Genomic DNA, 17,147 nt, shown 5'->3' with positions numbered 1-17,147 from the left:
GCCGGAAACCTGAATCCCCGAAATGGTGTTTATCGAACCGTTCGGGTAATCGTTCGTCTATAACCGTTATATGTCGACCGCATGTATCATTGTCCCTGTTCTGTGCGTAAGGGGTTTCTGCATCATAATCGGAGGTAGGATGCCCCGGTAAAAATGGTTTCCCGGTAACGAGTGTTACCTGCCGGTTTGCAACTCTTTCGGCTGTCAAATCACATCGTTGGATTACCCATACCTGTAAATGAGTTTTCGCTTATGAGCCCGATATTTAGACGTACCCTGGCCACCGTGCTGCTGCTGGCTGTTATTGGTTTTTTATTGTGGATCCGGCTCTGGAGCGGGAGCGGAAATGCGCAGGAGGGTCCGGCTGCCGGCCAGGGAGCTGACAGAGGCAGCCTTGCGGTTGACGGTTTTATCGTAACTCCGGAATCGTTCAGGGAGACGGTCCAGGCAACCGGAAACATTCTGGCCGATGAAGAGATTTATGTGAGGCCGGAGGTATCGGGACGCATTACCGCCATCCACTTCCGGGAGGACAGTGACGTCCGGGAAGGTAATTTGCTGGTGAAAATGAACGATGCCGAGCTACGGCAGGAGAAACGGCGGATATCCTACCAGATCAATCTGGCGCGCATCCGCGAGCAGAGGCAGGATGAGCTTCTTGGGCGCAACGCCATCGCCAGGGAGGATTACGATATCGTCCTGAACGAATTGAATACGCTGATTGCTCAGCACGACCGGGTTCAGGCTCTGATCGATCAGACCGAAATCCGGGCGCCTTTTGACGGTATTATCGGGCTGAAGGAGGTCAGTACAGGCAGCTATGTCACCCCGCAGTCCACCATCTCCAGCCTGCAGAAAATCGACACCATAAAAATCGAGTTCTCCATTCCCGAGCGGTTTCGGTCCTCGGTGGCAAGAGGCCAGACCGTGCGTTTTCGTGTGGAAGGGGTTGAAAATGAGAGAGAAGGCGAGATATACGCGATCCAGCCCAGAGTGGACCGTGATACCCGTACCCTGCGTATGCGGGCCATTGCCGACAATGCGGATTTACGGATATTTCCGGGAGCATTCGCACGAGTCGAGGTCGACCTCCGGCAGCTTGAGGATGCGCTGTTGATTCCTTCCGAGGCGCTGGTGCCGGAAATCGCCGGCTACAAGGTTTATCTCTACTCCGGCGGCAGGGTTCAGGAGCGTCACGTTGAAATCGGCACCCGAACCGACCAGCGCGTGGTGATCCGGGAAGGCCTGGCACCCGGCGATACGGTCATTACCACCGGACTGCTGCAGGTGCGCGACGGCATGCCGGTACGTATTAATACGGCCACGGAAGAGTTTGATGCGAACAATAACGGGACGGGTTCGCAGGCATGGAACAGGAACCAAAGCCCGGGAGAGAACCGATGAGCCTGTCCGCTGTGAGTATTCGCCGTCCGGTCCTGGCCACGGTCATGTCCATCATGATCGTGCTGTTCGGGGTGCTTGGTTACTTCAATCTGGGGGTGAGGGAATACCCGTCGGTGGATCCGCCGATCGTCACGGTGCAGACCAACTACCCCGGTGCCAACGCCGAAGTGATCGAGTCACAGATCACCGAGCCGCTGGAAGAGCAGCTCAACGGCATTGCGGGCATCCGTAACATGACGTCGGTCAGCCGGGAGGGCCGAAGCACCGTAACCGTGGAATTTGACCTGGATGTGGATCTGGAGGCGGCGGCGAACGATGTCCGTGACCGGGTTTCCCGCGCGGTAAGGAGTCTTCCGCCCGACGTGGACAATCCGGTGGTCTCCAAGGCCGATGCCGATGCCAGTCCGATCGTGTTTCTCAATGTACAGAGCAACACGCGAAACCTGCTCGACCTCAGCGATATCGCCAACACGGTATTCAAGGAGCGGCTGCAGACTATACCCGGCGTGAGTGAAGTGCGCATCTGGGGCGAAAAGCGGTATGCGATGCGGCTCTGGATGGATCCCGATAAAATGGCCTCCTTCGATGTTACCGCAACAGATGTGCAGGCTGCGCTGGACCGCGAAAACGTGGAGCTGCCGTCGGGGCGGATTGAGGGATTGTTCACCGAACTGACGGTGCGCACGCTGAGCCGGCTGGAAACCGCCGAACAGTTCAACCGGATGATCATCCGGGAAGAGAACGGCTCGGTGGTGCGTTTTGAGGATATTGGAAGGGCGGAGATCGGCGCGCAAAACGAGCGCACCATCCTGAAGCGCGACGGCATCCCCATGGTGGGGGTGGTGCTGATTCCGCAGCCCGGGGCCAACAATATTGCCATCACCGATGAATTCTACAAAAGAGTGGCGGAAATCGAGCGTGATCTGCCGGGCGACATCTCCACCGGCATCGGATTCGATACCACCGAGTTCATCCGCGATTCCATCAATGAGGTCCAGCAAACGATTCTGATCGCTTTCTTTCTGGTGGTTACCGTCATCTTTCTGTTTCTTCGGGACTGGCGCACGACCATTATTCCGGTGATTGTTATCCCTATCGCCATCATCGGTTCCTTCTTTATCATGTTCGTGGCCGGGTTCTCCATCAATGTGCTTACGCTGCTCGGACTGGTGCTGGCCATCGGCCTGGTGGTGGACGACTCGATTGTCGTCATGGAAAATATCTACGCCAAGATCGAGCGGGGGATGGAGCCCACCCGGGCGGCGCTCCTGGGCGTGGGCGAAATCTTTTTCGCGGTGATCTCCACCACCACGGCACTGGTGGCGGTATTCATGCCGGTGATTTTCCTCGAAGGGCTCACCGGACGCCTGTTCCGTGAATTCGGCGTGGTGATGGCCGGAGTGGTGATTATCTCGTCGTTCGTGGCACTCACACTCTCCCCGATGCTCTGTTCGAAAATTCTGAAACAGCGTAAGAAGAAAAACGCGCTGTACCGGGCCACCGAACCCTTTTTCGCCGGTCTCAACCGGGTTTATCGTGACTCCCTGCAAACATTCATGAAGGTTCGCTGGGTCGCTTTTGTGATCATGGGCCTTGCCGGTGGCGGGATGTTTTTATTCTGGACCCAGCTGCCTGCGGAGCTGGCTCCGCTGGAGGACCGAAGCCGAGTGCGTGTCTCTGTTTCCGGTCCGGAAGGCGTAACTTTTGAATACATGGATCACCACATGGATCGCATGATACGCGGTATCCAGGAGACGGTACCGGAAAACGAGGCCATTATCTCGGTCACTTCGCCGGGTTTCGGGGCGGCAAGTTCGGTCAATTCCGGTTTCATGAATCTAATCCTCAACGATCCGTCGGACAGAGGCCGGTCCCAGATGCAGATCGCCGACGAACTGAACCGTTATCTGCAGCAATACCCTGCCACCCGCAACTTCGTCAGCCAGGACCAGACGATCGGCCAGCGGCGCGGCGGACTTCCCATCCAGTATGTTATTCAGGCGCCCACATTTGATCGTCTGGAGGCATTGCTCCCCGAATTCCTGGATCGTGCCGGAGAGCGCTCCGAGTTTTCCGTGGTGGATGTAAACCTGAAGTTCAACAAACCCGAAATTGAGATGTCCATTGACCGGGACCGCAGCCGGGCGGTCGGGGTTTCGGCCAGGGATATCGCCAGGACGGTACAGCTGGCCCTTACTGATCAGCGGCTCGGGTTCTTCATATTGGACGGCAAGCAGTATGAGGTGATCGGTCAGCTTGAGCGCGAAAGGCGGGGCAGTCCGGCCAGTATCCGCAATCTGTATGTAACAGGCAGCAACGGTGTCCAGATACAGCTCGACAATCTGGTGACGCTCCAGGAGCGAAGCAGTCCGCCGCAACGTTTCCGTTTCGACCGTTACGTGTCGGCGACGGTTTCGGCCGGTCTCGCTCCCGGTTACGCCATGGATGACGGTATCCGCGCCATGGATGAAGTTGCGGCCATAGTGCTGGATGAGGCGTTCACCACCAGTCTCAGCGGTGCCTCGCGGGATTTTGTGGAAAGCGCCGACAGCCTTTTTTTCGCCTTCATTCTGGCTATCGTTCTGATATATCTGGTACTTAGCGCGCAGTTCGAGAGTTTCCGGGATCCGTTTATTATTCTTTTTACGGTGCCACTGGCGGTTTTCGGCGCGTTCATGACCCTCTGGTACTTCCATGAAAGCTTCAATATTTTCAGCCAGATCGGTATTATCATGCTCATCGGCCTGGTCTCGAAGAACGCCATCCTGATTGTGGAGTTTGCCAATCAGCGTAAGGCACAGGGAATGAATATCCATGATGCGATTACCGATGCGGCTGCGGTTCGATTCCGGCCTATCCTTATGACTTCCCTGTCGACAGTGCTCGGTGTGACGCCGATTGCCCTTGCCCTGGGCGCCGGATCCGAGAGCCGGGTTTCCATGGGCCTGGCCATTATCGGGGGACTCATTTTCGCCAGTATCCTCACCTTGTTTGTGATTCCGGCCATTTACTCCTATTTCAGCTCGGAAACAACGACCGCCGACAACCGGCCGGAGCATGCAGGAGTTGCGCACCAGCACCCGGTGCGGCAGGATGTGACTTAAACGACTTTTTTCGACCTGCTATTTTCGATTTTCGGCAGACGTAAACGGAAAATTGTTCGTTTAAAAACTGTGGGTGTTGCTACTCATCCCCGTGATGATTTTATTCTATTTATGAAAGACCGTAAAATCGTTCTTCTGATTCTGGCCCTTGCCATTCTTTCCAGTGCATGCTCACGTGCATTTGACCCGGAAGTTCGTACCGGATCGCATTTCCGTCCTGCCAACGGACATCCCGAGATTCTTGTATCCGCGATATCGTTCGTCGACGATGAAAACAACCCGGTTATCGATGTGAGTCTGGATATTATTGAAGGCAGTCTGATTTACCGCGAGCGCAACGGTATTTTTTCGGCCGAGGCCGGTGTGCAAATTGATGTCTTCAAAGTGATTGATTCTTCCGACGATGAATTTCAGCGAGTGACTGTGATCAGAGATTCCAAAACGGTAGAAAGCACCCATTCGGGCGTGACCGACAGCCGCGACGTGATTTCTCTCGAAGAGCGCATACGCGTGGCTCCGGGACGCTACCGTGTCCTGGTTACCGTTACGGATCTGGATTCCGACCAGACAGCCAGCCGCTCCGCAAATGTGCGGGTGTACGACCCCAATGACGACATCCCCAACCTGAGCCATGTGCAGGTCAGGGGCGAGGATTTTTCCGACGGCTCCTTTTCGCTGCCGCTTTCCACATACAGCATCCCGGGCAGGGTTGATACCATTCGATTCGAGTACCAGGTGACCCGGCCGGAAGGCTCCCCTCCGCTCAGGGTAACCATGCAGCTGAGGAAATTTGATTCAGATACCTCGCCCCCGCGCCCCATGTCGGGAATAACTCCCTCTCGGGGATCGATCGAATATCGCGGCATCAATTACAGCCGCAGCGAGATCATTGAGACCCAGGAACGAATCCTGGAACAGGAGTACGGGACCATCACCATCGAATACCGCACAGATCGTCCGCCGCGCGGCAACTACCGGTTTGAAGTACGGGTTGCAGGGCCGGATGATGAAATGGATGAGCTCTTCAAAGCCCGCGACTTCGCCTCCATGAGTGACAACTTTCCCCATGTAATTACGGTAGAGGAGCTGTCGAAACCGCTTGTCTACCTTATGCGCCGCAGGGAATACCGTGATCTGATGCAGATCGAGGACCAGGACTCGCTCAAACGGGCCATCGACCGGTTCTGGTTGTCCAATATCGGGGACAAGGATCGGGCCTCCCGGGTCATTGAACAGTATTACCAGCGGGTGGAGGAGGCAAACAAACAGTTTTCCAACTTCAAGGAGGGGTGGATGACGGACATGGGAATGGTCTATATTTTGTTCGGCTCCCCCTGGTATGTGGAGCGTTCGCTGGACCGTATGGTGTGGATTTATGGTTATGATCGTGCCAACCCGAGGAGGGTCTTCTATTTTCAGCGAACCAGGGTGAACAGCGACCAGTATCCCTTCGAGCATTATATCCTTCAACGGCATACGCAGTACCACAGCGTCGAATACGAACAAATTCAGCGCTGGCTTACCGGCACGATCCTGTCCAGGCCGATATGACCCTTTTGTTTGCGCATAAATTGTTGATAAAAAACATCTTATAGGCGGCAGGGTAAATGTTTTTTGTTGAAAACAGCACTTCTGTTAAAAAAAAATTGCTTTATTTTCATTTTACCCTAATCTTTACTGCCATGCGTAATATTGAATAATTACTTGCATAAGTAGTATATTCAGTATTTTATTACGGTTTGTTGATTGAATGTAAGTCCTGTGTATTTGCTTTCATTTCACAAATTGATAAAGGGTTATGAGTTGCAGGGTAGAAACGGTCGTAGCGGGATGGTCCCCCGTGCCCGGCAGTTTTTGCTCTTGTACCTTAGCTATCGCCACCAACCAAAAATAAATTTGAGGTCATATATGTTCAGAAAGGTACTATCGTTGGCTTGTATAATAGCCTTCATCATACCGGCATCTGTTTTGGCTCAAGTGGGGTCTCTTGCAGGGACCATCACTGATCAGGCAAGTGACGAAGCTCTGCCTGGTGCTACGGTGTATATCGTGGAGCTGGACAGAGGTACGGCAAGTGGAATTGACGGTCAATATGTTTTGACTAACATCCCGACCGGAGAGTACAGCGTCCGTGTCACCTATGTCGGATATCAGACGGTTCGTCAGACCGTAGCCATCACCGAAGGTGAAAACGAACTGGATTTCGTTCTCCGTCAGGATTTTCTGGGACTGGACGAAATGATTGTTACCGGCCAGCAGATCGAGCGTCAATCACGCGAGCTTGCCTATTCTGTCGCCACCGTTCGGGGTGAAGAGATTACAAGAGCCCGGGAAACCAACTTTGTTGATGCCCTTGCCGGAAAGGTTCCGGGTGTGGAAATCACCGGCCAGTCAGGCAATATCGGTGCGTCCACACGTATCGTGATTCGGGGTATCTCTTCCCTTTCCGGTGACAACCAGCCGTTGTTTGTTGTCGATGGTGTGCCCATCTCCAACGCCAACGTGGTTGGCCCGACCAGTCAGGATCGCCTCACCGGCGCCATTGACGTAGGTAACCGGGGCGCGGACCTCAACCCGGACGACATCGAAAGCGTGACCGTATTGAAAGGTGCCGCTGCCGCTGCACTCTACGGTTCAAGGGCCAAAGACGGTGTTGTTCTGGTTACCACCAAGCGTGGTACCCAGCAGGATCCGTTTTCCGTAACTATCAACTCCTCCGTACGGGTTTCTTCCGTTCTGGAGCTGCCGGATTTTCAAAATGAATTTGCCGCAGGTTCTGCCGGGAAATATAACCAGACCAGCCTGAATGGTTGGGGTGCACGCATCACCGGCCAGGAAGTGACCGATATTTTCGGTAATACGGTAAATCTGCAGGCTTATGAAAATAACGTAAGTGATTTTTATGAGACCGGGTTGCTCTCCGTACAGAGTGTCTCGTTTGCCACAGCAGATGAGAATTATGACCTGCGCCTTGGGATTACCCGCCAGGATCAGGAAGGTATTGTTCCCAACAGCCATCAGGGTCGAACCGCGATCAACTTCAATACAGGAAGCCGTCTTTCCGACCGTCTGAGCACCCGGATATCGGCTCAGTATACTGCGACCAATTCCAAGGGCCGCGCAGTAGCCGGTGGTAACGACCCCAACGTCATGACGTCAATCATGAACACACTTCCGAGAACCGTATCCCTTGACGATCTCAAGGATTACAAGGATGAGCTAGGAAATCAGACGAACACGTTGGGAAGCTTTACCAACAACCCCTACTGGATCGCCAAGGAAAACCAGTTTACCACGGAAGTGGAGCGGCTGTTCGGTAACACACAGCTTGTTTTCAACGCTACTCCCTGGCTGACCTTCACCGGCCGCGCGGGCCTTGACTACTACTCGGAGGATCGTCAGAATGTAAATTCCAAAGGAACGCTGGGTCGGATGGACGGACTCTTCTCCATGGACAACATCCAGGAGCGTCAGATGAACTTTGACTTCCTGTCGGAGATTCAGCGTGACATCAACCAGGATGTCTCTTTCCGCGGTGTACTTGGATATAACGTTAACATCATTGACCGTCAAATTTTAAGGAATGAGGGATCCGACCTTGAGGTCGACGGTTTGCTCAACTTTGCAAACGCCAATGCAAACACACCGAACAACCAGTTCCTCGAACGACGCCTTCATGGTGTATTTGGTGATGTTACTTTCGGATACCGCAACTACCTGTTCCTGAACCTGACGGGAAGAAACGACTGGTCATCCACACTGCCGACGGATAACAACTCGTTCTTCTATCCTTCGGTTAACCTGAGCTTCGTGTTTACAGAAGCCTTCAATCTTGCCTCCGATGTGCTCTCCTACGGTAAGCTTCGCGCCAACTGGGCACAGGTAGGTAGTGATGAAGATCCCTACCAGCTGAGATTTACCTACTCGCCGATTTCCAGCGTATTCGGCCAGTACGGTACCGGGGTCACCTTCCCATTTGGGGGCTTGACCGCTTTTGGTGCCACAAACACCATCCCGCCGGAAAACCTGAAGCCGCAAAACCAGGTTTCCGTGGAAGTTGGGGGTGAACTGCAGTTCTTTGACGGCCGCATTGGTCTGGATCTGACCTACTACGATGTAAGTACCGAAGATCAGATTATATCAATTCCGATTCCCCACACGACCGGGTACACATTGAACCGTACCAACGTAGGTGAGGTTTCGAACAAAGGAATTGAAGCGCAACTGTCGCTGAACCCGATTCGTACCCGTGACCTCAACTGGGTACTGGATGTCAACTTTACCAGAAACCGGAACGAGGTGGTTTCTCTGGCCGAAGGCCTGGATGAAATCGTAATTCAGAGCGGATTCAACTCACTGCAGGTGAAAGCCGAGCCTGGAAAATCCCTCGGTCTCTACGGACCCGGTTTCCAGCGTGATGAAGAGTCCGGCCTGCCCATCATTGATGCCAATACCGGCTTGAGGCTCGAAGGAGACATCATCCGCCTGGGTGATATTGACCCCGACTTCAGATTGAGCTTCAATAACTCATTCAACTTCAGAGGAGTGAACGTAGGCTTCCTGATTGACTGGAGACAAGGCGGAAGCCTCTTCTCACAGACGGTAGGTCTGCTTCGCAGAAATGGAATGGTTTCCGAAACTGCCGAAAACCGTGGCGGAACCTTCATTGATGAGGGTGTGATTGTGGAAGCCGACGGCTCTACCCGGCCCAATGATGTACCCGTAGCCAGCATGCAGAGCTTCTGGCAGCAGTATTCTGCCGCAGGTATCCATGAAGGCAATATCTTCAGCGCTACGAACGTCCGTCTGCGTGAAGTCCGTATCGACTACACCTTGCCGGCACGATGGATCGATTCCCTCCCGATCAGCAGTCTGGCGATCGGATTTGAGGCTCGTAACCTGTTTATCCTGTATAAAGAGGTTCCGCATATCGATCCCGAGACCGGACTCTTTGGATCAGCCTCTAACGGCCAGGGTATCGAATGGAACGTTCTGCCATCGACCCGCTCCTTCGGAACCAATATCCAATTACGATTCTAATCCATAAGTGTATCTATTATGAAATTATTCAAAGTATATCTTCTCACCGGATTGCTGCTGCTCTCGATGGCAGCATGTGACGGGTTTCTAGATGTGAATGAAGACCCCAACCGGGCTACAGAAGTTCCTGGCGATCTGTTGCTGCCGACCGTTCTTGTGAACGTGGCATCCAACAGAGCCATGGAAATCCAGCCCGGAACGGCATTCTTTATTAATGCCTGGGCATCTAACGGTTCTACGGGCGTATTCATCGACCCTGACCGGTACATCATCAGCTCCTTTTCAACAGGAAATACCTGGGTGAACTTCTATGCCACAGGCCTTAAAAATCTGGACCTGATGAGAGCTGATGCTGACGCAGTTGGCCGCGTGAATGTAGTTGCGCAGGCAGATATCCTCAAATCCTATCTTTTTTGGATGCTCACAGCCATGTGGGAGGATATCCCCTATACCCAGGCACTGGACGGGGACACCTATCCGCATCCCGAATTTGACGACCAGGAAACCATTCTCCGAGGTATCGTGGAAACACTTGAAAATGCCGTGGCGATGATCGATCCCGATGGCTTGCCGGGTGTGGATGATGGAGACCTCATCTTTGGTGGTGATATGGAGCAGTGGGAAAAATTCGCCAACTCCCTGAAACTCCGCACGCTCATGATGATCCGCAATCAGGATGCCGGTGTGGACAGCCAAATCGCCGCACTGCTGAACGAGCCGCTCATCCGTACCAACGCAGATGAAGCCGCCATTCCGTTTTTCGATGAAACCAACAATGAGAACCTCGTCTGGAGGCTGAATAACATGTTTGGTGGTTTCACCAATTCAATGAACGGCAACAGCTTTATCTACGCCGGAGAGACTTTGGTGGATCTTATGAAAGATCTCGGCGATCCCCGGATCGACACCTACTTCGAACTGGCGGTGGAAGATCATAATCAGTCACCTGATGGCGGCGGCGCAGCCACAACGGAGCATTTCGGCCAAACCGCCGGGGTTGCCAACTGGAACAACAGTGAGACCTCCATGGTCAGCCAGAACATCATCCGAAGGGACTGGCCCAGCCGTATTCTCCCCGCTGCTGAAGTCTGGTTCTATGAGGCCGAATTTCTTGCTCTGACCGGTGACCTCAATGGCGCTCATGCCAGCTATCTGCAGGGAGTGCAGGCCGCCCTGGACTTCTTTGACGGAAAGCCAGGTGCCATTGCCGCCGATGACAAGCAAGCTTACATTGACGGGTTGCCGGGCAGCTTTGGTTCTCAAGGTGTGGCACTAAACGCCATCCATGCCCAGCAGTATATTGAAGTTCTCGATCGTGCTCCTGAAAACTGGACACATTGGAGAAGAACCAAGTATCCGGATCTTCCGGTAGCCGAGCAGGCAGTTCTGGGTGACATCATCCGGCGCTTCCCGCTTCCGCCATCCGAGTTGTCCTCCAATCCAAATACCCCGGCCCCGCCGAATCTGGATGCGCCGATGTGGTTTGAAGGAAACTAATCTTGAACTTATATAGATGAGACAATCATTATGAAATATTTAAAAATAACGTTAATCATGGGGTTGGCTCTCCTCATTTATGCCGGTTGTGAGAATGTCGACAACCCGGTAAATGAAATGGGAGAACAAATCGGACCTTATGTACGCTTTCAAGCTGAAACTGCCGTAGGGGCACCTGAAAGCGTTGTAAACGTCATCGTCCAGTTGCCGACAACCATCGAGGAAGATGTGGATTATACCGTCTCCTTCGGTGGAGATGCGGTTTACGGCGAAGATTTCACTATCGTTGACACCGATGGCAATGTGCGTGGCGGCTTCTCCGCAGAAGGTGGTACCTCAACCATCTTCTATGATGCGGAAGAAACCAGCATCGACCGCGATACGCTGTTTGTCGCTATTGACTTTGACGCCGTTGACGGCAGACAGCTTTCGATCCAGCTTGTTGAAGCCGAATCGGCCTCGGGTCGTGAAGTCCTGCCCGGCCGGGGAGAGCTCTTTACAACCTTTGATCTCTCCCTTGAAGGGTTTGTTGACATCCCGGTCGGCACTTATGTCGGCAGCAGGGTAGGCTTCTCTCCCGCGGATGCAGAAGTGACCATTGCCAAACCGGATGGCGGCATCGATGTGGGTGGCGATCTCTACTTCTTCGAGATCTCCGACTTTACAGGCGCCGGTGACCTGTTCGGTGTTGGAATCCCCTGGGCTTTCAACGTAACCTCCGGTGGTACAGTGGTAGGTGCCGATGAATCCCATGTCTTCGATCTCGGAGCAGCAGTTTCCGGCACGTATAACTTCGACAGCCAGGCCCTGTCGCTGGATGTGGTTTATACTCAGAATGGTTCGGTATTTGAGTGGGCCGTGGTCGTTTCACTCGACGAATAACCTTTTCTGTTACTTTTGAAAAGGCCATCGGATGTAATCCGGTGGCCTTTTTTTTTGCCGATATGTGCAACTTGCTGTGCGCGGCGGCCGATTATGATCCGGCTGATGTTCCCTCGATCAGCAGAGTACAGGTGCTTGTAATATCCCTGTTAACTTGGCATGCATAAAGTTCTTATCTTTGCGGCAAGGCACAGAAATGTTATATCCAGAAAGTTGATCCGCACACTATGGAAGTAAGCACCCGAAGGACGAAACTGGTCTGTACCATCGGCCCGAGCACCAACTCCCCCGAAATGATCGAAAAACTGATACGGGGCGGGTTGAATGTCGTGCGTCTGAATTTTTCCCACGGCAATCACGAGGTCCACAAGAGAAACATTGACAATATTCGCCGCATATCGGAGCGCCTGGATGTCACTATCCCCATTCTGATGGACCTGCAGGGCCCAAAAATTCGTGTGGGACGCATGAAGGGTGAAGGAGCCGTGCTGGAAACCCATTCTTACGTCAAACTGACCCCGGATGATGTTGAGGGAGACAGTGAAATCATCCCCATAGACTACCCTAATCTGGCGCAGGATGTCAAACAGGGGAATACCATCCTCATGGATGACGGACTGATGGAGCTGCGGATCGTGAAAATATCGGATGGCGATATAACGGCACGTGTAATAAACGGTGGATTTCTCAAACCCCGAAAAGGGGTCAACCTGCCGGATGTTAAAACCTCCATTTCGGCAATTACCGAAAAAGACGAAGCCGACCTGAAGTTCGGTCTGGAGCAAGGCGTTGATTTTGTCGCTATCTCATTTGTCCGGTCTGCGGCCGATGTTCAGAGCCTGATATCCAAAGTACGTGTGCAGGGGAGCAACGCCGGAATCATAGCAAAAATCGAGAAGCCGGAAGCACTTAATGAAATCGACGATATCATCGAACAGGCCGATGGCATCATGGTGGCCCGCGGTGACCTTGGTATCGAAATCGCAAGCGAACGGGTTCCCCTGATTCAAAAAGATATCATCAACCGATGCAAAATCTCGGGCAAACCGGTGATCACCGCTACGCAGATGCTCGAGTCGATGATGAACAACCCCCGGCCCACCCGTGCCGAAAGTTCCGATGTGGCCAATGCCGTACTGGACGGGACCGATGCCGTGATGCTTTCCGGCGAAACGGCAGCCGGAAATTTCCCGATTGAGGCGGTGCAGCATATGGACAAGATCTGCCGCAATATTGAGGCAAAGGCACCTAAAATTTATCAAACCCTGGAATTTGTGCAGCCGGAGTGGCGAGAAAAACAGGTAGTAGAATCATTGAGCTACTCCTGCGTGACGATCGGTGAAGCCGTAGAGGCCAAAGCGATCGCTACCATTACCCACTCCGGAACAACCGCACGAAGGATTGCAAAATTTCGGCCAAAGGTTCCCGTTATAGCATTTACGGAAAGCGTTGAAGTACGCCGGCAGCTGATGCTGGTCTGGGGTGTAACCCCGGTGCAGCTGGACAAGATTTTCAACACGGATGTCAGCGTTAAACGCATAGAAGAGTACCTGAAAGATGCCGGCCTGGTGCAAATGGGAAATCGTGTGGTAGTTGCCACGGGAATGCCCATAACCAAACGGGGAAGCACCAACATGATCAAGGTCAGTACCATCGAGTAGGAAACACGGCAAGCACACACATGATTCGACTGGTCAGGCTTTTTGGAACCTTGCTCCTGCTTTCACTTTTTATGCAGAGTTGTTCCACAACATTGCGGAGCTCCTGGAGAGATTTCAACGCCTATTTCAATACCTACTACAATGCCAAAACCAGTTTTGAGCGCGGACTGGAGACGCAGGAGCAGCAGACCGTCGAGATAAATCCCGAGCGGCCCATCAGGGTGCACGTCACACCGCGGCAGGCGGGTCAAAATGATTTCGCTCACGCCGCAGAGAAAGCCGCCGACGTCATCAGGTTTCATCCACAATCCCGATGGGTGGATAATGCCATTAAAATCATAGGCATGTCGTTTTACTACCGCCAGCAGTATTTCTCGGCGGATCAGAAATTTGTGGAATTGCTGGCATCGACTACCGATCCAACGCTCAGGCAGGAGGCTATCATGTGGAGAGGCAAGGCCGCGCTGGAGATGGAAAACTATTCCGAAGGCATCAACTTCCTCCAGTCGCGACTGTTCTCCTCCGAGCTCGACTGGGATCCGAAAATTGAAGCAGGTGTCAAACTGCTCATCGCACAGATGTATGTTCTGCGCGGTGAGTATGAGGACGCCGAAGTGTATATGGCGGAAGCTCTCCCTGAGATCGGTGAACGGGACATGAGAATGAGGGCCTACTTCCTGCACGGCCAGATTCTGGAAAAACTGGAGCGTTTTGATGAAGCTTTTGAATCGTATGCCAAAGCCACACATCGTTCCAATCAGAACTATGACCTGCTCTATCACGCGGAACGAAAAATGGGCGTGGTTGCACGACTACGCGGGGACCTCGAATGGGCCTATGACCACTTTTCATCCATGAGCCGGGATGACCGGCACTTCGGGTATATGGCAGCCATTGAATATGAAATTGCAAGGACATTGCAGGAGCAGGCCAGTTATACCGCCGCAAAAAGAAGGTACGAGTACATTTTTGAACACCGTACGATGACCCCCCCGCCGGAGCTACAGTCGCGTATCTACTACGGCCTGGCTGAAATCTATCGCGATTTTTACCAGGATTATACTCTTGCGGCCGCCTATTATGACTCTTCAGCCCAGCAGGCCACCAACCGCCGGCTCCTGCCCGAAAACTTTGACGCGGATATTATGGCCAGTTCCTTTGGTGAATATTCCCGGTTGAAGGCGGAGGTCCACCATCTTGACAGCCTGCTGTGGCTTGGTTCGTTGTCGCCGGAGGAGCGCGATTCGGTCATCGCGGAAGTACGGGCACAACAAATCGCCGAAATGGAGGAGGAGGCCCGCAGACAGAACCGCGCCCGTATGGTCTCGGTAGATGGAATTGAAGAGGCGGGAGCACAGGCCGACGAGCACACCGATAACGGTTTTTTGAACCACCTTAATCCCCAGATCATGCAGCAGATGTCACAGGCGTTTCAGGCTTACTGGGGGCAGAGGGCCCTGGTGGATGACTGGAGGAGGATGGATATGGTGCGGGTTAATATTGTGCGGCAGGCCGAAGAGGGGGGAGAAGAGGTGGAAGATGTCGATGAAGTGCTGCAGGAAATGGCCGAACGACAAGCTCCGACCATCCAGATTGACCTTTCAGGGGTGCCTTTTACCGAAGAAGAGCAGCAGGAAACACGCCACAGGATTGCATCCTATGAATATGAGATCGGAAATGTGTTTTTTACATCTCTTGCAATGCCCGATAGTGCCGCAACGTATTTCCGAAGCGTGATGGGGAGATTTCCGGATTCCGAACTGGCCCCTCAGGCCATTTACTCTCTTTCGGAACTCTATCACGCCGCCGGCGATACTGTGCAGGCCCTCCAGTATGCCATGCAGCTGACGGATTTCTACCCCGGTACCATCTTTGCCCGGAGAATGTCCGACCGCTATATGCTGGATCTGGAGATTCCGGAGGAGGAGATGAGCCGTGAAGACAGCCTTTCACAAGTGTATAACCGCATTTTGTCATATGAGGATCCGATGAAAAGGGCGGAACAGTTGCGAAGGTTTGTCGTAGCATATCCCGATTTTGAAAAAGCTGCGGACGCTTTGTACCGGGCCGTCAATGAGTATGTGGCCGTGGCAAGGCAGGATGAACAGTATAACTTTAACCTCTATGAACTTTCGACCGTGGAATCAATCTGGCGTCAGGAACGTGCGACACGGGAATCGATGAACGAGTCTATCCAGGCAATGCTGGCCGATACCACCTTTATGGAGATGGTCAACGCATATACGATAGAGCCTGCAGTGACAGATACCTCCGAAACCGGATCTTCAGGTGGACTTCAGGATGATGGAGCAGGTGAAGAAACGGAATCGCAGAACGATGCTGGAGATCCGGAAGAATATCGCGACAGTGAAACGGAAACTGCAAATGGTACTCAAAATCGCCGGACGGAACGTGGTCGGCTTCTGGAAAGCGCTAATAGCGATCCGTACCGGTCCGCTGATGCGCAGGAAGTCTCCGAAAATCTCCAGGCGGACACCCTCCTGGCTGCTGAAGAACCGGAGGATACTACAGATTACGCCGAAGCTACAGAAGAAGCTCATGAAGCCGATGAGTCCGATTCCCGTCAAATGGACGAAAAGGACGAAGAAGCTGCAGAGGAAGCGGTTGCCGGTGTAACCACAGAGGAGCTGTTTCGGGATATTCTTTCGAAAGAGCTGCAGGAGCCCGACTTCAGTGAATGGTTCCCCTATGAGGGCGCTTATTGGGACAGTGCGCGAGTGGCGGTGTTTATTTTGCAAAGTAATTATCCGGACTTTCCCCGGCGGAGGGTGGTAACCGAACTGGCAAGAGAAATTGACGCGGATAGGGCCATATCCATAATGGTGGATCCGGATCGCGTACATGAATGCGGAGAACTTGAGAGCAAGCCGGAAATCATTGGTGGTTTTGATGCAACTCTCGAACAGAGCGGCTTGCAGGATGTGATCGATGCCTACCTGATTCGAGGTTCTGTGACGCTTTCTGTGTTGATCGACCCAGAGGGAAGTCCCGTCGAGATTGATTTTGCCGATATTGATTTGAGCGAATCCGCGCATGGTCTTCTTGAGCCTGGCACCACCGATAGCAACGATGAGGAAAACGTGGAAGCGTTGCGTGAAAATCCGGATCCGGTAGCAGACACGCTTGGCAACCCGCCGGATACGCTCGAACAATCAGCTGTGGTTCCGGATGGAGTTACGGAACGGGATTCGTTAGCGCAAGAAACAGAAGCGGTTGCAGATACGGCGGCTGTGATTGAAACGGGAGATGTGAGCAGTGAGGTCGGCGGTTTGGAGTCCGGACAGGAGCCGGTATCGGTGGAAGGGGAGCCCGATACAAGGGACGAGCAAGGGTCCGCGTCAGATGAAAGCGATGCCGGTGAGTTTCTCGAAGGTTTGCGAAGAGCCGTGCACGAACACCTGCGGTTCAATCCACCTGCGGTATTCGGGGTCTCTGTTCCGGCACAATGCGAGTACCATCTGGAATTCGAGCCACGCTCGCAATCAAGTGACGCCGGTCAGGCTGCCGTCGAGGAAGAGTGACATACACCGTCGGGCGG

The 17,147-nt window shown here is 53.3% G+C and carries 8 protein-coding genes; all 8 read left to right on the top strand.

Going from position 1 to position 17,147, the window contains the following annotated elements:
- The first annotated feature begins 252 nt into the window (after positions 1–252).
- The 8 genes from QA596_07410 (at position 253) to QA596_07375 (ending at position 17,130) form a co-directional block, all read left to right on the top strand.
- On the top strand, positions 253–1,404 hold the full coding sequence (locus tag QA596_07410) for an efflux RND transporter periplasmic adaptor subunit (GenBank protein MDG5767286.1): 1,152 nt from the start codon (positions 253–255) through the stop codon (positions 1,402–1,404).
- Entirely contained in the window at positions 1,368–4,508 is a 3,141-nt protein-coding gene (locus tag QA596_07405) for an efflux RND transporter permease subunit (GenBank protein ID MDG5767285.1), read from the top strand. Before QA596_07410 ends, QA596_07405 begins: the two co-directional genes overlap by 37 nt.
- Positions 4,509–4,619: 111 nt before the next feature.
- Positions 4,620–6,059, top strand: a complete 1,440-nt coding sequence (locus tag QA596_07400; GenBank protein ID MDG5767284.1) for a GWxTD domain-containing protein — start codon at positions 4,620–4,622, stop codon at positions 6,057–6,059.
- 426 nt (positions 6,060–6,485) lie between these two features.
- A complete protein-coding gene (locus tag QA596_07395) occupies positions 6,486–9,548 on the top strand; it encodes a SusC/RagA family TonB-linked outer membrane protein (protein ID MDG5767283.1) in 3,063 nt (1,020 codons plus the stop codon).
- Between the two features lie 18 nt (positions 9,549–9,566).
- Positions 9,567–11,045, top strand: a complete 1,479-nt coding sequence (locus tag QA596_07390) for a SusD/RagB family nutrient-binding outer membrane lipoprotein (GenBank protein ID MDG5767282.1) — start codon at positions 9,567–9,569, stop codon at positions 11,043–11,045.
- Between the two features lie 57 nt (positions 11,046–11,102).
- Positions 11,103–11,927, top strand: a complete 825-nt coding sequence (locus QA596_07385; GenBank protein ID MDG5767281.1) for a hypothetical protein — start codon at positions 11,103–11,105, stop codon at positions 11,925–11,927.
- Between the two features lie 227 nt (positions 11,928–12,154).
- Positions 12,155–13,588: a pyruvate kinase gene (gene pyk / locus QA596_07380; protein ID MDG5767280.1), complete on the top strand. Its 1,434-nt coding sequence runs from the start codon at positions 12,155–12,157 to the stop codon at positions 13,586–13,588.
- A 20-nt stretch (positions 13,589–13,608) separates the two neighbouring features.
- Positions 13,609–17,130, top strand: a complete 3,522-nt coding sequence (locus QA596_07375; protein ID MDG5767279.1) for a hypothetical protein — start codon at positions 13,609–13,611, stop codon at positions 17,128–17,130.
- Positions 17,131–17,147: the final 17 nt, after the last annotated feature.

Source organism: Balneolales bacterium ANBcel1, assembly GCA_029688905.1.
Classification (GTDB): domain Bacteria; phylum Bacteroidota; class Rhodothermia; order Balneolales; family Natronogracilivirgulaceae; genus SLLW01.
The sequence above is the reverse complement of the archived record's forward strand: the minus strand, read 5'-3'. Positions and strand labels throughout refer to the sequence as shown.